This is a genomic window from Gloeocapsa sp. DLM2.Bin57, from assembly GCA_007693955.1.
In the GTDB taxonomy this organism is placed as follows: Bacteria; Cyanobacteriota; Cyanobacteriia; order Cyanobacteriales; family Gloeocapsaceae; genus Gloeocapsa.
In genome coordinates this window covers 1-20,470 of record RECR01000100.1, presented here as the reverse complement: position 1 = coordinate 20,470, position 20,470 = coordinate 1, and the positions used below count along the sequence as shown (strand labels likewise).

Annotated in this window: 19 protein-coding genes; 4 read left to right on the top strand and 15 right to left on the bottom strand. The window is 38.6% G+C overall.

What is annotated here, in order from left to right; genetic code table 11:
• Positions 1 to 295 precede the first annotated feature (295 nt).
• From EA365_13290 to EA365_13270, 5 genes are all read right to left on the bottom strand, one after another.
• A complete protein-coding gene (locus EA365_13290; protein TVQ43131.1) occupies positions 296 to 733 on the bottom strand; it encodes a nucleoside deaminase in 438 nt (145 codons plus the stop codon).
• Positions 733 to 1,122: a RidA family protein gene (locus EA365_13285; GenBank protein ID TVQ43130.1), complete on the bottom strand. Its 390-nt coding sequence runs from the start codon at positions 1,120 to 1,122 to the stop codon at positions 733 to 735. The genes EA365_13290 and EA365_13285 overlap by 1 nt, the downstream gene beginning before the upstream one ends.
• A 4-nt stretch (positions 1,123 to 1,126) precedes the next feature.
• The gene (locus EA365_13280) at positions 1,127 to 1,969 is read right to left on the bottom strand and encodes a LysM peptidoglycan-binding domain-containing protein (protein ID TVQ43129.1); all 843 of its coding nucleotides are present in this window, start codon (positions 1,967 to 1,969) and stop codon (positions 1,127 to 1,129) included.
• 5 nt (positions 1,970 to 1,974) lie between these two features.
• Positions 1,975 to 3,267, bottom strand: a complete 1,293-nt coding sequence (locus EA365_13275; GenBank protein TVQ43128.1) for a homoserine dehydrogenase — start codon at positions 3,265 to 3,267, stop codon at positions 1,975 to 1,977.
• Between the two features lie 120 nt (positions 3,268 to 3,387).
• On the bottom strand, positions 3,388 to 3,678 hold the full coding sequence (locus tag EA365_13270) for a Nif11 family protein (protein ID TVQ43127.1): 291 nt from the start codon (positions 3,676 to 3,678) through the stop codon (positions 3,388 to 3,390).
• A 100-nt stretch (positions 3,679 to 3,778) separates the two neighbouring features.
• Between EA365_13270 and mfd the strand changes: the two genes are divergently transcribed.
• A complete protein-coding gene (gene mfd, locus EA365_13265) occupies positions 3,779 to 7,225 on the top strand; it encodes a transcription-repair coupling factor (protein ID TVQ43126.1) in 3,447 nt (1,148 codons plus the stop codon).
• Here the strand turns inward: mfd and EA365_13260 are convergent.
• Positions 7,214 to 8,197 (bottom strand): alpha-ketoacid dehydrogenase subunit beta, encoded by a 984-nt coding sequence (locus EA365_13260; protein TVQ43125.1) that lies wholly within the window; start codon positions 8,195 to 8,197, stop codon positions 7,214 to 7,216. The two genes, mfd and EA365_13260, sit on opposite strands and share 12 nt — an antisense overlap.
• A gap of 167 nt (positions 8,198 to 8,364) precedes the next feature.
• Between EA365_13260 and EA365_13255 the strand changes: the two genes are divergently transcribed.
• Both EA365_13255 and EA365_13250 read left to right on the top strand, forming a co-directional pair.
• Positions 8,365 to 8,970 (top strand): nitroreductase family protein, encoded by a 606-nt coding sequence (locus EA365_13255; GenBank protein TVQ43124.1) that lies wholly within the window; start codon positions 8,365 to 8,367, stop codon positions 8,968 to 8,970.
• 106 nt (positions 8,971 to 9,076) lie between these two features.
• The gene (locus tag EA365_13250) at positions 9,077 to 9,823 is read left to right on the top strand and encodes an SDR family NAD(P)-dependent oxidoreductase (GenBank protein ID TVQ43123.1); all 747 of its coding nucleotides are present in this window, start codon (positions 9,077 to 9,079) and stop codon (positions 9,821 to 9,823) included.
• 100 nt (positions 9,824 to 9,923) lie between these two features.
• Here EA365_13250 and cobA read toward each other — a convergent pair whose 3' ends face one another.
• The 6 genes from cobA to hrcA form a co-directional block, all read right to left on the bottom strand.
• Positions 9,924 to 10,688 (bottom strand): uroporphyrinogen-III C-methyltransferase, encoded by a 765-nt coding sequence (gene cobA, locus EA365_13245; protein TVQ43122.1) that lies wholly within the window; start codon positions 10,686 to 10,688, stop codon positions 9,924 to 9,926.
• A complete protein-coding gene (locus tag EA365_13240; GenBank protein ID TVQ43121.1) occupies positions 10,673 to 11,443 on the bottom strand; it encodes a sirohydrochlorin chelatase in 771 nt (256 codons plus the stop codon). Before EA365_13240 ends, cobA begins: the two co-directional genes overlap by 16 nt.
• 78 nt (positions 11,444 to 11,521) lie before the next feature.
• The gene (locus EA365_13235) at positions 11,522 to 12,025 is read right to left on the bottom strand and encodes a DUF1230 family protein (protein ID TVQ43120.1); all 504 of its coding nucleotides are present in this window, start codon (positions 12,023 to 12,025) and stop codon (positions 11,522 to 11,524) included.
• 4 nt (positions 12,026 to 12,029) lie between these two features.
• On the bottom strand, positions 12,030 to 12,446 hold the full coding sequence (rsfS, locus tag EA365_13230; protein TVQ43119.1) for a ribosome silencing factor: 417 nt from the start codon (positions 12,444 to 12,446) through the stop codon (positions 12,030 to 12,032).
• A 62-nt stretch (positions 12,447 to 12,508) separates the two neighbouring features.
• Positions 12,509 to 14,509, bottom strand: a complete 2,001-nt coding sequence (ligA, locus tag EA365_13225; protein TVQ43118.1) for an NAD-dependent DNA ligase LigA — start codon at positions 14,507 to 14,509, stop codon at positions 12,509 to 12,511.
• The gene (gene hrcA / locus EA365_13220) at positions 14,506 to 15,558 is read right to left on the bottom strand and encodes a heat-inducible transcriptional repressor HrcA (GenBank protein ID TVQ43117.1); all 1,053 of its coding nucleotides are present in this window, start codon (positions 15,556 to 15,558) and stop codon (positions 14,506 to 14,508) included. Before hrcA ends, ligA begins: the two co-directional genes overlap by 4 nt.
• A 126-nt stretch (positions 15,559 to 15,684) precedes the next feature.
• Between hrcA and EA365_13215 the strand changes: the two genes are divergently transcribed.
• Positions 15,685 to 17,436 (top strand): arginine--tRNA ligase, encoded by a 1,752-nt coding sequence (locus EA365_13215; protein TVQ43116.1) that lies wholly within the window; start codon positions 15,685 to 15,687, stop codon positions 17,434 to 17,436.
• 9 nt (positions 17,437 to 17,445) lie between these two features.
• Here the strand turns inward: EA365_13215 and EA365_13210 are convergent, their stop codons facing one another.
• From EA365_13210 to EA365_13200, 3 genes are all read right to left on the bottom strand, one after another.
• Entirely contained in the window at positions 17,446 to 18,111 is a 666-nt protein-coding gene (locus EA365_13210; protein ID TVQ43132.1) for a Uma2 family endonuclease, read from the bottom strand.
• Between the two features lie 56 nt (positions 18,112 to 18,167).
• Entirely contained in the window at positions 18,168 to 19,280 is a 1,113-nt protein-coding gene (locus EA365_13205) for a sensor domain-containing diguanylate cyclase (GenBank protein ID TVQ43115.1), read from the bottom strand.
• 132 nt (positions 19,281 to 19,412) lie between these two features.
• A partial coding sequence (locus EA365_13200) for a sensor domain-containing diguanylate cyclase (GenBank protein ID TVQ43114.1) occupies positions 19,413 to 20,470 on the bottom strand: 1,058 nt, incomplete at its 5' end.

The following is a 20,470-nucleotide window of genomic DNA, read 5'->3' as shown; positions in this document are numbered from 1 at the left end:
CAGAGGACTGAAAATCCTCGTGTCGGCGGTTCAAATCCGCCTCCTGGCATTTTATTGTTTTAATGGTTTTATTTAAAAATCGGTGGAATAAATGGTTAGCCGTTCCTACATCACTGGTAAAATTGAGGTGAGGGTTGGATTCAGTAGAAAATAAATTAGTCATTTCACTTAGCTAAAAACCACGGCGAGGTAGTTATCAGAAAAATTTAGTCAAAAACGGTCAATCATCTCTGAAGGTGAAAGACAAGAAGCATACAGCGTAATCTTTGATTCGGTGTAGGAGTATGTCACATAATTATTCATCTACACCAATATCTTCAAACCAAAGAGAAGGATGATTATTGATAAAAGACTCCATCAGGTTTTTACACTCATCTAAGTCTAAATCAATTACCTCTACTTGATGAGATTCGAGAAATTCTCGCGCACCAGGGAAGGTTTTTGACTCTCCCGCGATAACCTTTTTGATGCCAAATTGCACTACAGCACCAGCACAAAGATAACAAGGCATAAGGGTAGAATAGAGGATAGTCTGACGATAACTACCGATTCTTCCCGCGTTACGGAGACAATCAATTTCTGCGTGGGTAACGGGATCACTATCTTGGACTCTCTTATTATGTCCTCTCCCGATAATTTGATTATCCCTGACTAAGACTGATCCTATGGGTATTCCCCCCTCACAGAGACCTTGTTTAGCTTGGGCGATCGCCGCTTCCATAAATTCGTCCATTATTCCACCACCGCGACACATTCTATTTCTACTAAAACATCTTTAGGTAATCTAGATACTTCCACACAAGCTCTCGCAGGTGCTGTATCACTAGGGAAGTATTCACTATAAACTTGATTCATAGCGGTAAAATTAGTTAAATCCGAGAGAAAAACCGTAGTTTTGACCACATCAGACCATTTTGCTCCGGCTGCGATTAAGATAGCCTCGATATTGCTCATAACTTGCTTAGTTTGCTTAGTAATATCATTTTCACCTACTATTATTCCTGTAGAAGGATCTAGAGGAATTTGTCCCGCGAGAAAGACTAAACCTGCTTGAGTTTTAATAGCTTGATTATAAGGTCCTACAGGAGCTGGAGCGTCTTTCGTATTAATTACTTGATTCATAAATTTACCTGATTAAATGAATTAAAGGATCTTGAGCTAACCATCCCATAGGAGTTTGATAGCGTACCTCAAAATGTAAATGAGGTTCCTCCACGTCTGGTGTACCTGTTACTCCCACTGTACCAATTACTTGTCCTGTTTCAACCAGATCACCTGGATCAACCAAGATATTTTGTAAATGAGCGTAACGAGTTTGTAAACCCCCTTGATGGTTAATAATGATCAAGTTACCATAGTTTCCCTCTATTCCTACATAGACCACAGTACCTGCTTCTACAGCTAAAACATTTGTCCCTACATCAGCTAATAAATCTACGCCACTATGAAAGAGTCTTTCGGCTTGACTAGGTTCATCTTGCCAACCATAGGTTAAAATAACAGCAGCCTCTGTAGGTAGAGGATAACCACTTAAGCCAGTGTAATTAAATACTTCTGTAACTTTATCGGGGTGCCAAGTAATCCCTGGGATAAATACTTCTTCCCCCAGGGGTTGACACCCATTAACTTCAAAGAGCAAATCAGCTCTAACACCATAGGCTTCAGCCAGATCTTGCCAACTAGCTAAATCAGGCACAGTAACAATTATACCATTGACGGGAGGGATAATAATATCTGTACCTAGGGGTAAAGAATCTGGAGTTATGTCAGGATTATTCAGAATAATGGTATTAGGAGTCAAATTATATTGCTCCGCGATACTTTCTAGGGTATCTGTTGGGCTAATTTTGTGTCTATTCAAACGGGATAAGATGGGACTAGGACAGAGAGGATCTAGACTTTTCACTGGACTAGGAGTAAGCAAGATTAAGCTTAAACCTAGAGTAAAAAGGAGATATTGATAATTCATGAGAGTTAGAGAACTCGAAGAATACTCGGCGTTTTAATAATAGCTGTAGTTTGTTGAATTTCTCGTAAAGCTTGTTGAAAATCACCTTCTTTAACCTTGTGGGTTATAATGACGATTTCTGCGAGATTGTCTTGACAACCTGTTTGAACCACTGATTCTAGACTAACATTATGTTTACCAAAACAAGTCCCCAATTCCCCTATTACTCCTGGTAAATCTTGAGTAAGAAAACGTCCATAAAAACGAGTAGAAATAGTTTCAGTGGGCATTAAATCACAGTAATCTTGATGAGAACAACTCAATAGAGGGTCTAAAACTTCGGTTTTGCCGCTACTTACCAAAACGCCAACAATATTGAGTATATCAGCTACCACTGCACTAGCAGTAGGACCAGAGCCTGCTCCAGGACCAAAAAACATCACCTGTCCGATGGGGTCTCCTTCCACTAGAATAGCGTTATAAACGTCGTTAATGTTAGCGAGAGGGTGATTGTGAGGAACTAGGGTAGGATGGACTCTCACCTGTAGATTATTAGGAGAATCGCCAGCTTGGGCGATCGCCAATAATTTAATCACAAAACCCAATTTAGCGGCGTATTGGATATCTACGCTATCGATACCTGTAATTCCCTCAGTAAAGATTTCCTCACGTTTAACCCGACGATTAAAAGCTAGAGAAGAGAGAATAGCGATTTTATCAGCTGCGTCTAATCCTTCTACATCTGCGGTAGGATCTGCTTCTGCATAACCGAGACTTTGAGCTTCACTGAGAACTTGATTGAATGCTGTTCCCTCACTACTCATTTTAGTCAAGATATAGTTAGTAGTTCCGTTAACTATACCCATCACACTTGAAATCCGATTAGCACCTAAAGACTGTTTCAGAGGTTCGATAACCGGGATACCACCACCTACCGCACCTTCAATGAGTACATAAACTTTAGCTGCATTAGCTGCGCTGTAGATTTCATCACCATAACGAGCAATTACCGCTTTATTAGCGGTGACGATGTGTTTACCTGCTTGAATAGCTTGGAGAATCAACGATCGCGCTGGCTCTAATCCTCCCAATAATTCTACCACTATATCTATCTCTGGGTCTGTAACTATTGCTTTTAAATCCGTGGTAATTACTGCTGGTGGTAGGGTGATTTTTCTGTCTTTTTCAAGGGATCTCACTCCTACTCGTTTAATCTTAATTTTTGTCAACAGAGGATGACGTCCTGTAGGATTTAGTAATATATCTGCTGTTCCTGTTCCTACAGTTCCCATTCCTAATATACCGATGTTATAGACCACAGTAGTTATCCTTTGCTAAATACCTTATATCAATCTTAGGATATAGTAATAGTAATCATCTTAAAAACCGCTTAGCAGGGTGCTAAAGCGGTAGATAGTTATTTGGTTGTAAACTAGAAATCAATGGCTACGATTAGGATCTCCTGTAAAGGGTTCTACTCCTACATTAGGATAATCATCATGGGTAGGACTAAAAATATCTAATGCAGCTTCGACTAATTTACCAAAGAAGCCAGGTTTTGCTTTCAATTCAGTAATCACCGCATCTACGTGTTCTGGAGCAAATTCATAGCCTTGGGATTGAGCTAAATCAGCTAACTCATGTTGATTATTGACGTTTTGTAATTTTTCTTTAATCTCTTGGTTACCTGCAGCTTCACTTAAAAATTGGCGGACATTTTCCTTAGACATAACAACTACAGTATCTTTAACTACATTTCTATCTTATCAGAAATTGGGTGCTACTATTTTTGTTAAGCTAAAATTAGTCTAATCCAAGTATTGACACCCGATGGTATTTTCTTCGATTATTCGCACCATACAGCGATCGCCTCTTAGTAACGAACTAATCAGTAAACTAGAACAACAATCACCCTTTGCTCTCAATGGCATGTGTCGTTTAGCTAAGGGTTTAATAGCCTCTAGTTTAGCCCAAAAGCAAGAACAGAATTTATGTGTAATTTGTGCTACTATAGAAGAAGCGGGACGTTGGACAGCACAATTAGAAGCTATGGGATGGCAAACTGTACAGTTTTATCCTACCTCAGAAGCATCGCCCTACGACCCCTTTGACCCTGAATCAGAGATGATTTGGGGTCAATTACAAGTATTAGCAGATTTACAACAAAACCAAGCAAGTAGAGCCATTATCGCTACGGAAAAAGCTTTACAACCTCATCTCCCCCCTGTAGCTATTTTACAGCAATATTTTCTTAACCTAGAAAAAGGGACTCAATGGAAAAGTCAAGAATTAGAAAGTAAATTAGTAGAATTAGGCTTAGAAAGAGTCTCTCTAGTAGAAACAGAAGGACAATGGAGTAGAAGAGGTGATATCTTAGATATCTTCCCCGTATCCGCCGAATTACCTGTAAGATTAGAATGGTTTGGGGATGAATTAGAACAAATCAGAGAATTTGACCCCACCACACAAAGATCTCTAGATACTTTAGAACAGGTTTTATTAACTCCTACCAGTTTTGCACCGATTATCAGCGCAGCTTTAACAGCAACTCAACAGGAAAAATTATTGACAGCAGCAGAAAGAGAAGCTATCACTAGAGGAGAATATCCTGAAGGAATGAGACGTTATCTAGGGGTAGCTTTTACTCAACCTGCTTCCCTTCGAGATTATTTAGCAGCAAATACCTTACTAGTAATCGATGAACCCGAACAATGTCAAGCCCATAGCGATCGCGCTTTAAAACAATGGGAACTTCAATGGGAATTTCAACCCTATCTTAATAAGCTTCACCATAGCTTCACAGAGATTGTTAATAATCTTGAACTACCCCAACTCTACTTCAGGGAATTAATTAGCGAAGATATACAAGGGTTAAACCTCCAGACTCGCCCTCTCCCAAGTACTCCCCATCAATTTGCTAAACTAGCAGAACTATTAAGGGGTAAACGAGAAGCTTATAATAGCATTCGATTAGAACAATACCCTAAATGGGTAATTTCTGCCCAACCTATGCGCTCAGTGTCTTTATTACAAGAGCATGACTGTACTGCTACTTTTGTGGCTAATCCCCGCGATTACCCGGCGATCGATAAATTAATCACTCAACGTATCCCTATAGGGCTAAAATACGCGGGAATGGCGGAATTAGAAGGCTTTATTCTACCGAGTTTCCGTATTGCTGTCATTACCGATCGCGAATTTTTCGGACAACATAGCTTAGCCACACCAAGTTATATCAGAAAACGCCGACGCGCTGTCTCTAAACAAGTAGATCTCAATAAACTTGTTCCAGGAGATTACGTCGTACATAAAACCCATGGAATCGGTAAGTTTTTAAAGTTAGAGAGTTTAGCAACTAGAGAATATCTAGTCATTGAATACGCCGATGGTTTATTAAGAGTACCCGCAGACTCTTTAGATGTGGTCTCTCGTTATCGACAAACCAGTAATAAACCCCCAGAATTACATAAAATGTCGGGTAAAACCTGGCAAAACACGAAAAATAAAGTCCGTAAATCCGTTAAAAAATTAGCGGTTGATTTACTGAAATTATACGCACAACGCGCCCAATCTACAGGTTATATTTATCCTGAGGATCAACCCTGGCAACGAGAATTAGAAGATTCTTTCCCCTATCAAGTTACTCCTGACCAAATTAAAGCGATTCTTGATGTTAAAAGAGATTTAGAAAGCGATCGCCCGATGGATCGTCTCATCTGTGGAGATGTAGGATTTGGTAAAACAGAAGTAGCGGTTAGAGCTATCTTTAAAGTAGTGAGTTCAGCTAATAAACAAGTAGCTTTTCTCGCACCTACTACTATTTTAACCCAACAACACTATCACACCCTGAAAGAAAGATTTGCACCCTACCCAATTAATATAGGTTTACTCAACCGTTTTCGCACCAACACAGAAAAAAAGGAGATTCTAGCCAAACTAGCCACAGGAGAACTAGATATAGTCGTAGGAACACAACAATTATTAGCTAAAAACGTCCAATTCCGAGATTTAGGACTATTAGTCATAGACGAAGAACAAAGATTTGGAGTCAATCAAAAAGAGAAAATCAAAGAAATGAAAACTCAACTCGATGTACTGACTCTAAGTGCAACTCCTATCCCTCGAACCCTCTATATGTCTCTCTCAGGAGTGCGAGAAATGAGTTTAATCACCACTCCTCCTCCCTCCCGTCGTCCCATTAAAACCCATCTCTCACCCTATAACCCCGAAGTAATTAAAAACGCCATACGCAATGAGTTAGATAGGGGAGGTCAGATTTTCTACGTTGTCCCTAGAGTAGAGGGAATAGAAGAAATTGCAGGTCAAATTAGGGAAATGATACCAGGAATACGCTGTTGTATCGCCCATGGTCAAATGCAGGAAGCAGAGTTAGAAGCGACAATGTTAGCTTTTAATGATGGGGAAGCAGATTTATTATTATGTACCACCATTATTGAATCGGGTTTAGATATCCCTAGAGTAAATACTATTATCGTCGAAGAAGCTCACCGTTTCGGTTTATCTCAACTCTATCAATTACGGGGAAGGGTAGGGCGATCGGGTGTACAAGCTCACGCTTGGTTATTATATGAGCAAGAGAAACTGACTGATACCGCTCGTCAACGTCTGCGCGCTTTACAAGAATTTACCCAACTAGGCTCAGGATACCAATTATCTGTACGTGATCTGGAAATTCGCGGTGTCGGTAATCTCCTCGGTGCAGAGCAATCGGGACAAATGGAGGCGATTGGCTTTGATTTATACATGGAAATGCTCAACGAAGCGATTAAAGAAATCCAGGGACAAGAAATACCCCAAGTAGAAGAAACTCAAATTGATTTAGCTTTTACTGCTTTTATCCCCGCAGATTATATCCCCGATTTAGAACAAAAAATGGCGGCTTATCGGGCGATCGCCTCGGCTAACTCACCTCAAGAATTAACCCAAATCGCCGCAGATTGGAGCGATCGCTATGGTATCTTACCTTCTCCTGTGCAACAATTATTACAGGTAATGGAGTTAAAACAATTGGGTAAATCCCTAGGTTTTGCTAGAATTAAGCTAGAAGGTAAACAGAATGTAGTCTTAGAAACTCCCATGGCAGAACCGGCTTGGAAGTTATTAGCACAAAATTTACCTAATCATCTCCAGAGTCGTTTTGTTTATACCGATAAAAAAGTTGTAGTTAGGGGTTTAGGAATGCTCAAACCCCAACAACAGTTAGAAACTCTGGGAGAATGGTTTAAACTTTTAGCCCAAAATACCCTAAACCTGTAGCTGCATCATTTTTTCTACAGCTTCGACGATTTGTTCTGGTTGAATAATCGTCAGTCTTTCTAATGTTCCGTTATAGGGAGTAGGTATATCTTGAGAAGAGAGACGTAATGGGGGTGCGTCTAATTCATCGAATAATTGCTCATTAATCAAAGCGATTAATTCTGCACCTACACCCCCTGTTTTCATACATTCTTCCACAATAATCACGCGGTGAGTTTTGCGGATGGATTCCCCGATGGTTTGCATATCGATGGGTTTAAGGGAGATTAAATCAATAATTTCAGGATCATAACCTCTTTTTTCCATCTCTTTAACTGCTTGTAAACAATGATGGCGCATCCGTGAATAGGTTAACAAGGTAACGTCTCGACCTTTTTTCACGATTTCAGCACGATCTAAAGGTAGTAAATATTCTGTCTCTGGTAAGGTTTCTTTTAAGTTGTACAATAACACGTGCTCAAAAAATAACACTGGGTTATCATCTCTAATCGCTGATTTGAGTAACCCTTTACCATTGTAGGGAGTAGAACAAGCTACTATTTTTAAACCAGGTACAGCGTGGAAATAGGCTTCTAGGCGTTGGGAATGTTCCGCACCCAATTGACGACCTACCCCACCTGGTCCTCTAATCACCATGGGAATCTTAAAATTACCACCAGAAGTATAACGTAACATACCGGCATTATTAGCAATCTGGTTAAAAGCTAATAACAGAAAACCCATGTTCATTCCTTCGATAATTGGTCTCAAACCCGTCATCGCAGCCCCAACGGCTAAACCTGTAAAGCTATTCTCGGCGATGGGTGTATCTAATAAGCGTAAGTCGCCGTATTTTTTGTACAAGTCTTTGGTGACTTTATAAGAACCACCATAATGTCCTACGTCTTCTCCTAGGACAAAAACGCGATCGTCTCGCGCCATTTCTTCATCAATTGCCTCACGAAGAGCGTTAAAGAATAGAGTTTCTGCCATATTATTACACTTTAGAGCAAAGCTTATCATATCATAACTCGATCTCTTCGTACAGGTTTTAGGTTTTAGGGGTTATTATGACTATATATCATACTTCCATCTCCCCCATCTCCTCACACTTCCCTATTCCCTCTTGCTATAATAGACTTGTTTATTAGTTAACAAAAATGGACTTATTTACAGCAATTGAAACCAGAAGATCGATTAAACATTACGATCCTCAACATCAGATGAGCGAGGAGGAAATCGAAAAACTGTTTAGTCATGTTATTCTCTCCCCAACTTCTTTTAACATTCAGAATTGGCGTTTTGTTATAGTACAAAATCCTGAACTTAAAGCACAAATTAGAGCAGTATCATGGGATCAAGCACAGGTTACTGACGCTTCTATTGTAGTTTTACTTTGTGCCGATCTCAAGGCTTGGGCAAAAGATACCCAACGCTATTGGATTAACACTCCTGAAGCAGTACAACAGCAGATAGTACCCATGATTGGTCAATTTTATCAGGGTAAAGAGTTATTACAAAGAGATGAAGCTATGCGCTCCTGTGGAATAGCGGGACAAACTCTGATGTTAACAGCTAAAGCTATGGGTTATGATACTTGTCCCATGATTGGTTTTGATCCCGTAGCAGTAGCTAAGATTATTAACCTACCAGAAGATCATGTCATTAGCTTTATGATTACTGTTGGTAAACCCCTTAAACCTGCGCGTCCTCGTAGTGGACAATTACCTTTAACTGAGGTTATCGTTAGAGATAGTTTCAAATAGAGAAAAGGGAAGTGTGGTTCGTGTAGGGAGTAGTAAGTAGTAAGTATAATATATAGTCATAAGATCACCGTTCCACCGTTCCACCGTTCCACCGTTCCATCGAACAATGCACAATATTTTAATTCTAGGAGCAAGTCAAGGTATTGGTTTAGGATTCGTCCAACAATTACTCAATCAACCCAATACTAACAAAATCTACGCTAGTTATCTACATCTAGAATCAGCTACAGAGTTATTAAATTTAGAGAAAGAATATCCAACTAAACTCTACTGTTTACAGTTAGATATCACCGATGAATCTCAGTTAACTAAAGCTGTTACTAATATTAGTGCTCAAGTTACCCAACTTCATCTGGTGATTAACTGTGTTGGTATTCTTCACGATGATACCTTACAACCTGAAAAAAACCTCAGACAAATTAATAGCGCTAATTTGCTCAAATATTTTCAAGTTAATAGCATTGGAGGAGTACTTTTAGCTAAGCATCTCCTTCCTTTACTACGTCATCCTAATAAAAGTGTTTTAGCCACTATTTCTGCTAAGGTAGGTAGTATCGGTGATAATCAACTTGGGGGTTGGTATGGTTACCGCGCTTCTAAAGCTGCACTCAATATGCTCATGCGCAATGTTTCTATAGAATATGCTCGCAGTAGCCCTAAAACTATTGTAGTTTTACTTCACCCAGGTACAACCGATACTAAACTCTCTCAACCTTTCCAGAAAAATGTACCCCCAGAGAAGTTGTTTAGCAAAGAACGCACCGCTAGTCAATTATTAACAGTAATCTCAGGATTAACTGAATCTGATAGCGGTAAATTCTTCTCTTGGGATGGTACTATTTTACCTTGGTAACATTTGAGTTCGGTTTTGGGTTTTAAGGGTTAGATATTAGGTGGAACGGAATTCCTTTCTGCGGAATTCTCCGAAGTCTCCCCATCTTCCCCTCTCTTGGCTATTCCCTCTTCCCTGGTAAGGCTAATTCTACTACTTTACCAATAACAGCGATCGCTGGTGCTTCAAATTGAGTCTCGGCGATTTGTGTTGTTATCGTTGCTAAAGTTCCGAATAACTCCTCTTGTTGGGGAGTAGTTCCCCATCTTACCAAAGCAATAGGTGTATCTAGGGATAATCCCCCTTGGTTTAATTCTCTGATAATTGTCTCTAGGTTATGGATACCCATATAAATCACTAAGGTTTCTGAACCACGGGCGATCGCTTCCCAATTTACCTCTGGTCGATATTTCCCCACTGCTTCATGCCCTGTGACAAAAGTAACTGATGAGCTATAATCTCTGTGGGTAACTGGTATCCCCGCATAAGCAGGAGCAGCTATACCAGAGGTTACGCCAGGTACTACTTCGACAGGAACACCAGCACCAATTAAATCCTGCATTTCTTCTCCCCCTCTTCCAAACACAAAGGGATCACCACCTTTAAGACGTACCACGATGGGATAGGTATGCGCTTTTTCTATCAGTATTTGACTTGTTTCTGATTGCAACTTAGAATGTCTTCCCCGTCTCTTTCCTGCGTTAATTTTTTCCGCACTCGGGTTAATCATCCTTAAAATTCCTTCACTGACTAAAGCGTCATAAATCACTACATCAGCGCATTCTAATAAGGTTTTACCCTTAAGGGTGAGTAAACCAGGATCACCTGGACCTGCACCTACTAAATATACTTTACCTAGACAGGTTGTCTTCATACTTTTTGCAATATATTCGTGATAAGCTTGGCTAAATTTGGGTTTGCGCCTAAAGGTTTACCAATAGAGAAATTAATGTTAGGAAATTGTTGCTCTAACCGTTGAATTTGAGTAGTGATCGCCTCAGTAATTTTACCTTCAAATAACACATAGGGAACGATAGTAATTAATTCTTTTCCTTCTGTCATTAACTTTTCTACTTGTGTTTCTAGACTAGGAGAAATAAAACTATAAGCAGCTACAGCACCTACTTTTTGTGCTTGTTTTTCTACTTCTTGATTAGCAGTCTGTAAACGACTACCATGGGCTAGTAAAATTTTACCTTGATAGGGTAAGCTGGGGTATTCTTGTTGCACTAACTCAACTATTCCCTGATAACTTCCTAGGTGAGAACAGATATTGAGGTTTATTTTTGTTCCTAATTGATTTTGAGCTTCAGCTACAGCAGTTGGAATATCTACTTGTACGTGTACTCCTGTTGCTAATAACATGGGGATGATATTTATTTTCTCTATTCCTTCTGCAATTGCTATTAATCCTAATTGATAAATCCTTTCTGTGAGGGAAACCTCAGCTAATTCTAAATCAGCAGCTTCTACCAAAGGAGGTTTAGACAATAACAACGTACCCCCTGTATTTCCTTGAGATACGCACAATAAACTATTCAGAGACGTCTTCACTAATTTAGTTAGCTCTTCGCTACCTCTTTGCGCTCTTACATCTCTACTACCGTGAAAAACCAATACATAAGCTGAGTTGATTGTCAAGGTTTTTAACCAAAAGTTAACAACTATATTTTAATATAATTTAACTCAGCTCGAAATTTTGTATCGGATTAATCTTTTTCAAGTTAGATAGATACAGAGAATAACGCTAGTTCCCATAAACAAAACTAAGCTTAAAATAGTTTGTCGTAGTCTTTTGAGAGTAGGGTTGACCTGATGAGTAACGATTAGGCGATCGCGTACCAAAACTTCTGTAGGTTTAGACCAGGTTTGTCCATCATACCACCCCGACTCTTCATAGGAAATAGTTTCTTGATTTAATCTATTGCCAACATAAGACCAACCGAGATATAATTGTACAGTAGCTAGCAAGACAAATAGACAAGCTCCCGCAGCACCACTTAAGGTAAAGACTAAGGTTTTTTTCCCTGGAGGAAAACTCGCTGCGGCGATTGGTCCTGCGATTAAATAACCCCAAGCCCAGATCCAGGCTAATTTACGTAGATAACTAATTAAATCTAACTGTCCCCAATTAAAAAACCAAGCATTTTTTAACTGTTCATATTCATTAACGGGTAACTGTTCATTAGGAACAGGACAAACCTTGAGAGAAGATTCTTTCATAATCTTAGGCTGGAAATTCTTTTAAATCTGCTTGATAATTAAATTGTTGCGCGTGACCCCAAAATGCCTCTAAACTATAGTATTCTCGCTCTTGAGGTAAAAAGATATGTACGATAACATCGCCATAGTCGTGAATAATCCAACTAGACTCTACTTGTCCTGATGTGCGTATCGGTAATTTGTTAAATTCTTGTTGGATCTTATCTTCAATTGAATCAGAAATAGCTCGTAATTGTGCTTTAGAAAAACCAGTCATAATCACAAAATAATCCGTTAGGTAAGATAATTCCCCTACGTCTAACAAGACGATGTTTTCAGCTTGGCGATCGTCTGCTGCTGCTGCTATTGTCCAAGCTAGGGTTTTAGCAGAGAGTTCAGTTACAGAATTGATTTGAGAAAGAGATTGACGTTGATTGGTCATGCAGTTCTTAATTAGGGTAGTAATTTATTCATCTTAACAAAAGTCATAGGCAAGGGAAGACATCAGCTTATTAAAGTTTTAAAATCGGTTTCACTTAGTTGGGGAATGTTTAGTTGCTTAGCTTTAGCTAATTTTGAACCAGGATTTTCTCCTACTACTATATAATCTGTTTTCTGACTTACTGAGTTAGTAACTTTCCCTCCTGCTTGTTCAATTAATTTTTGTGCGTGATTACGGCTAAAATTAGGGAGTGTACCTGTAATTACTAAGGTTTTACCTGCTAAAGGTTTTGGTTGGGTTGTTTGTGCTAGTTGAGATGCTAGTTGCAATCCCGCAGTTTCTAAGGATTCAATCAGTTTTTGGTGACTAGATTGTTGAAACCAATGCACTATATCTGTAGCTATTTCGACTCCTAGACCGTGAATCAGGGTGATTTCTTCTAAAGATGCTTGAGCTAATGCTGTGACTGTAGGAAATTGTTTAGCTAATAATTCAGAGGTGACTAATCCTACCTGGGGTATCCCTAAACCATAGAGTACTTTTGACCAGGGTTGTTGTTTAGATTTCTCGATCGCTGTTATTAATTTAGTAGCTGATTTCTCTCCCATTCTCTCTAAAGAAGCTATATCTGTCACCGTTAATTGGTATAAGTCAGCTATAGAAGTGACTAACTTACTATTAATCAAAGCGATAACTACTTTTTCCCCTAAACCTTTAAGATCGAGAGCATTAGACCAATGCAGAATACTACCGCGCAAAATACCTGGACAAGCTTGATTGACACAACGAGTCACCGCTTCTGTAGGGATACGTACTAGCATTGTTCCACATTCGGGACACTCTTTAGGCATTTGATAAGGTATAGTATCAGGTGGTCTTAATTCGCTGATTACCCTCACTATTTCCGGGATGATTTCTCCTGCTTTGCGAATGACTACTGTATCTCCTATCCTAATATCTAATTCAGCTAGGCGATCGCTGTTATGTAAAGTCGCCCTTTGTACTGTTGTACCCCCTAATTCTACTGCTGACATAATCGCCATTGGGGTTACTGCACCTGTTCTACCCACATTGACTATGATATCTTTAACTATGGTAGAGACTGTTTCTGCGGGATATTTTAAGGCGATCGCCCATCGAGGAAATTTATGGGTAAAACCTAACTCTTTTTGGCAATGATAATTATTAACTTTTACCACCACTCCATCGGTAAGGTAGGGTAAATCATCTCGATTAACTTCCCATTCTTGATAATAATTAGCTACTTCTGCTAAAGAATGACAGAGACGACGATGAGGATTAACCAGAAAACCCAACTCTTGGAGAGAGTTAAGAGAATCCCATTGAGTAGTAAGATCTTCTGTAGGTAGATGGAGAGTATAAGGGAAAAAACTTAGACGTCTTTGAGCTACTATCCTAGCATCTAGTTGACGTAATGTCCCCGCGGTAGCGTTACGAGGATTAGCAAAAAGAGACTCTCCTTCTTTAAGTCTTTGTTGATTGATTTGCGCAAAAGTAGTCAAGGGTAAAAAAGCTTCTCCCCTGACTTCTACTAAAGGTGGGGGGGAATCTAGGTTAAGACGTAAAGGAATAGCATTAATGGTACGTATATTAGAAGTTATATCTTCACCAACTTTCCCGTCACCACGAGTCACACCCCTAATTAATATACCATGTTCATAGGTAAGAGCGATCGCCGCACCATCAATTTTTAATTCACAAACGTAACTTAACTCAGAGGGGTTGAGTTGTTTACTGATTCTTGTTTCCCATTGGGATAACTCCTGGAGATTAAAGGCATTTTCTAGACTATAGAGAGGGATATTATGTTTAACAGAGATAAACTGACTCGCGGGTTGATCTCCTACTCTTTGAGTTGGACTATCCGGAGTGATCAACTCAGGGTATTCTGTTTCTAAGGTTTGCAATTCTCGGTATAATTGATCATATACGGAGTCTTCCATAATAGGAGCATCTAGGACATAATAAGCATAGGCAGCTTTTGTCAGGGTTTGCCTAAGTGTACTTACTTTTTCTGGGATCTCTCTACTAATCTGATTCATGCTGTGATAGTCGCAGATAGATAAGCTGCTGTTGACTCTACTAAAGATATAGCATTTTCATACAGCATTCTAGTTGGTCCAATAATCGCTACACTTCCTAGGGGTAAATCTCCCTTATGATAAAGAGATGATACTATACTACAATTACGCATTGGTTCTAGATTATTTTCTGATCCTATTTTAATCCTCACCTTAGTTTTACCAACAGAGTATGGAGAAGTCGCAAAAATCAGCGGACAAATTTGTTCTTGTTGTTTTTCTAGTAAATCAAACAACATTTGACTAGCTTCTGGTTGGGAAAACTCTGGTTGACGCAGTAATTCAGCAATACCATGAAATACCAGAGAATAAGAAGACTTTAAATGGTTTTCTGAGATATTTTGCAGTAATTGGGCTAAAAAATCGGTATATTGTTTAAATTCATGGTCTAAGTCTTCCCAGTCAAGGTTAGGAAGTTGCGAGAGATATTTACCCTTGAGTTTATGATTAAGAAAATTAGAGAGAATTTGTAGTTCACTCTCGCTAAAACTATCTTGATTAACTGAGTCAATGACAAAAGATTGGGTTTGATAAGCGTCAGTGACGATGATTAAGATAATTTGTTGAGATTCGGTCAACAATAATTGTAAATGACGTAATTGATTAGTTTGGGGAATAGTCACCAAAGCGATATAACCACTAACCGAAGCTAGGAATTTAGCAGCTTTAGTCATTAACGCTTCAAAACTCCAAGTTTGCTGTTTCAGGTGTTTTTCTAATGACTTTTCGATATTTTGGGCTGATTTTTGGTCAAGAGTAATTAATTTATCCACATAAATACGGTAACCTTCATCAGAAGGGATTCTTCCCGCTGAAGTATGGGGTTGATAAAGTAATCCCGCTTTCTCAAGATGACCCATTACATTACGAATCGTAGCTGAACTTACACTAAAATCGTACTCTTCAATCAAGGTTTTTGAACCCACGGGCTCAGCAGTAGCTATATAGTGTTTAATGGTAGCTTTGAGGATGTTTCTATGTCTTTCGGTGAGTTGATGTTGAACAGACATTATTAAAAAGAAGATTTTATAATTGTTTTTGTTGTTAGTATAGCTTGAGTTTAGTCATTGTATGATCAACACGCCCTAGTCTGATATGATTAATAGGGTGTGATAATTACGGCGATTTGAGCCAATATGATTAGAGAATTAAATGATCGTTTTAGTCAAGCTTTGGGTAAAGCTTTTGGTCAAGAAATTATTCCTACAGACCCACTGGTAGTAGTAGCTAGTAATCCTAAATTTGGCGACTATCAGTGTAATGTTGCTTTATCTTTAACTAAAGTATTGGGCAAAAAACCACAGGAAATCGCCCAAAAAATCATTGAAGAATTAGAAATCACTGATATCTGTCTCCCTCCTACTATAGCAGGTCCTGGCTTTATTAATCTCACCCTTCAACCAGATTATCTCAGCACAAAATTACTAAAAATATATCAAGATAGCGATCGCCTCGGTGTGGAAATCTCTCAACCTCAACAACGAGTAGCGCTAGACTTTTCTAGTCCTAATATAGCTAAAGAAATGCACGTAGGACATTTGCGATCGACAATTATTGGTGACTGTTTAGCACGTATCCTCAGCTTTAGAGGTCACCAAGTGTTACGTCTTAATCACGTAGGTGATTGGGGTACACAGTTTGGTATGTTAATTGCTTATCTACGAGAAGCTTATCCAGAAGCGTTAGTCAAACAAGACGCACTCATGATTGGTGATTTAGTAACTTTCTATAAACAAGCCAAACTACGGTTTGATGAAGATGAAAACTTTCGAGAAACTTCCCGTCAAGAAGTAGTTAAACTTCAATCGGGAGTAGAAGATACTCGTCGCGCTTGGGAGTTATTATGTGAACAATCCCGACGAGAATTTCAAGTTATCTATGATTTACTAGATATTGAATTAGTAGAAAGAGGAGAATCTTTTTATAATCCCTTTTTAGCTGATATCATCGAGTTATTAAGTGCTAAAAACCTTTTAACCGTTGATAATGGTGCTAAATGCGTCTTTTTAGAAGGATTTACCAATAAACAGGGTGAGCCTTTACCTCTGATTGTCCAAAAATCCGACGGAGGATATAATTACGCTACCACAGATTTAGCAGCTCTACAATATCGTATCCGAGAAGATAAAGCTAATAGAATTATTTATGTAACAGATATGGGACAAGCGAACCACTTCGCCCAATTCTTCCAAGTAGCAAAACGCGCGGGTATTCTCCCAGAAAATGTAGAAGTAGTTCATGTTCCCTTTGGTTTAGTATTGGGAGGAGACGGGAAAAAAATTAAAACCCGATCAGGAGAAACAGTCAGGTTGCGAGATTTATTAGATGAAGCGATCGCGCGATCGCGTCAAGACTTAGTTAACAGATTAACCCAAGAAGGACGTCAAGAAACGACAGAATTTATCGAAAATGTTGCCAAAGTCATCGGAATTAGTGCGGTCAAATACGCAGATTTAAGTCAAAATCGCACTAGTAATTATGCTTTTAGTTATGATAAAATGCTTGCTCTTCAAGGTAACACTGCGCCTTATTTACTTTATGCTTACGTAAGAGTACAAGGTATAATTCGTAAAGGTAATATTGATTTTAAGCAACTACCAGAAAATATAGATATTATCTTAGAACAACCCTCAGAACAAAATTTAGCTAAACATCTTCTTCAATTTAGTGATCTATTAGCAGAAGTCGAAAAAGAATTATTACCCAATCGATTGTGTCAATACTTATTTGAATTAAGTCAAAAATTCAACCAATTTTATGATCAATGTCCAGTTTTACAAGCAGAAGAAAATATCAGAATTTCTCGTCTTTTACTCTCAGAAATAACCGCAAGAACTTTAAAAATAGGTTTATCTTTACTAGGAATTCCTGTACTAGATAGACTATAAAAGGTTTGACTAAATATCATCAGGATTAATCCCTAAACTACGCAATTTAGCTTCTAATTTTTTAGCTTTCTCTTCAGGAGTCAAATAACGCTTACCCTCACTATCATACCAATACAACCATTCTCTTTCAATTCCCTGGAAACTCCCCCTATCCTTACCTATTCCTAACCCTATCTCTGGTAACCATATAGGTGTTTCTTGATTTAACAACTCATACTTACCCTGATTCAGTTTATATACCTCTAGAGAAGGTTTACGTTTACGTAAAGGATTATAAATCACATAATATAAAATGCCAATTTCTGCGTATAATTCCTTCTTAAGAGTATATTCACCCCGTCGAGTTTGAGAAACTACCTCTAGAGTCAAAGTAGGAATAACCAATTCTTCCCATAGCACATAAGAGAGACGTAAATCATGATCAATGATTCTAGGTACACCCAAAGCTAAAAAACCATCAGGAACAATTACCTTAGTTGGGTCATCCGTAGAATAATAGATACCCATATCTAAACCGAAAAACCAGTGAAAATCCTCAGACCAAATAAAAGCGAGAATAACCTTAAGTAAATGAGGAATCAGGTCTTGTAATTCATTATCCACAGGAGTATCATCAGAATCGGGTAAATCTTCTGCACTCGGAAGACAACTTAAGGGATTATAATCCAAAATCATGGTTAGGAATTGAGAACCTACTCTTAGCATTATAAAATATTTTCCCTAGGTTGTGATTAAACCCTCTCTTGATTAAATTGCATTTTACTTTCAAATAGACATATTTTATTACATTCATACTTTTTAGCATAATACATAGCAGTATCCCCTTGTTTCAAAAGCTCGTTAACACTTTCAATCCCATCGGGGAAAAGAGCAATGCCAATACTAGCACCGATGATCACTTCTTGTTGTTCTAACATAAAAGGAACAGTAAGTGAAGTAAGAATTTTCTCAGCAATATTTTGACTCAGAAGAGCAGCTATCTCCTGTTGATATGATAACTCTGGCAACAGGATCACAAACTCGTCTCCCCTAAAACGTGCTACCATATCTGTCTGACGTAGAGATTGTTGAAGACGCATTGCGACTTGAGGAAGTAAGAGATCGCCAAAATCATGACCACAAGAATCATTAATAGTCTTAAAACGATCTAAATCGATAAATAACAACGCTCCGTAGTGGTAAGAACGTTTAGCAAGGGCGAAGGTATTCTCTAGGTGTTCTAAAAGGAGATAACGATTAGGTAGATTAGTCAGGGAGTCATAATATGCCAGATAGTGGATTTGTGCCTCAGCAAGCTTTCTTTCAGTAATATCACGTGCCAACCACAGAAGGGTATCTTCTTGGTCATAAAGTCCTTTGACCTGGGTAACTGAGAGTGCCAATGTTCGTTTATCTCCGTTACCTTTATTAATAAATACTTCCCAGTCATCGCTTTGGTTGAGAGTTAAAAGCAGGGTTTGGAAGAGTTGGCGATTAGATTCATGAATCAACACCATTAGAGGTTTATTGATTAAATAAGATTTAGGAATAGAGAATAACTCAGCTGCTGCTTGATTGGCTTGGTAAATTTTTCCTTGTCGATTAGTAACCAGATATCCATCTGGTGCTAGTTCAAATAAAACTTGGTAATTTTGACGTTCTAATTCAACCTGATGTCTAGCTGCTATTAATTGTTGATTTTGCTGACGTAGTTCTTCTTGTGAGGTTTGTAATTCTTCTAAAACAAAGAGAAGCTCTCTAAGGGCATCCTCCACTAGTTCTGGTTGTACAGGCGACTCAGTAGCACGCTGACGCAAGAGCAAAGCTCGTTGATATACGGCTTCTATTTCTGAGAATATGTCCATTTTGTTACCTTAGTCATAAAGGTTTAATTAGCCCTTATGTCTCAATTGTAGAACAAAAATCATATTTATGAATACTACAGAAACTATGCTAGGCTTTGCCGTATCTATGTAGTAATCACCTTATTCTTATCCTCAATGATTAAATTGCATTTTACTTTCAAATAGACATACTTTATTACGTCCACAAATCTTAGCATAGGACATAGCAGTACCTCCGTGTTTCAAAAGCTCGTTAACACTTTTAATCCCATCGGGGAAAAGAGCAATGCCAATATTAGCACCGATGATCACTTCGTGTTGTTCTAACATAAAAGGAACAGTAAGTGAAGTAAGAATTTTCTCAGCAATATTTTGACTCAGAAGAGCAGCTATCTCCTGTTGATATGATAACTCTGGCAACAGGATCACAAACTCGTCTCCCCTAAAACGTGCTACCATATCTGTCTGACGTAGAGATTGTTGAAGACGCATTGCGACTTGAGGAAGTAAGAGATCGCCAAAATCATGACCACAAGAATCATTAATAGTCTTAAAACGATCTAAATCGATAAATAACAACGCTCCGTAGTGGTAAGAACGTTTAGCAAGGGCGAAGGTATTCTCTAGGTGTTCTAAAAGGAGATAACGATTAGGTAGATTAGTCAGGGAGTCATAATATGCCAGATAGTGGATTTGTGCCTCAGCAAGCTTTCTTTCAGTAATATCACGTGCCAACCACAGAAGGGTATCTTCTTGGTCATAAAGTCCTTTGACCTGGGTAACTGAGAGTGCCAATGTTCGTTTATCTCCGTTACCTTTATTAATAAATACTTCCCAGTCATCGCTTTGGTTGAGAGTTAAAAGCAGGGTTTGGAAGAGTTGGCGATTAGATTCATGAATCAACACCATTAGAGGTTTATTGATTAAATAAGATTTAGGAATAGAGAATAACTCAGCTGCTGCTTGATTGGCTTGGTAAATTTTTCCTTGTCGATTAGTAACCAGATATCCATCTGGTGCTAGTTCAAATAAAACTTGGTAATTTTGACGTTCTAATTCAACCTGATGTCTAGCTGCTATTAATTGTTGATTTTGCTGACGTAGTTCTTCTTGTGAGGTTTGTAATTCTTCTAAAACAAAGAGAAGCTCTCTAAGGGCATCCTCCACTAGTTCTGGTTGTACAGGCGACTCAGTAGCACGCTGACGCAAGA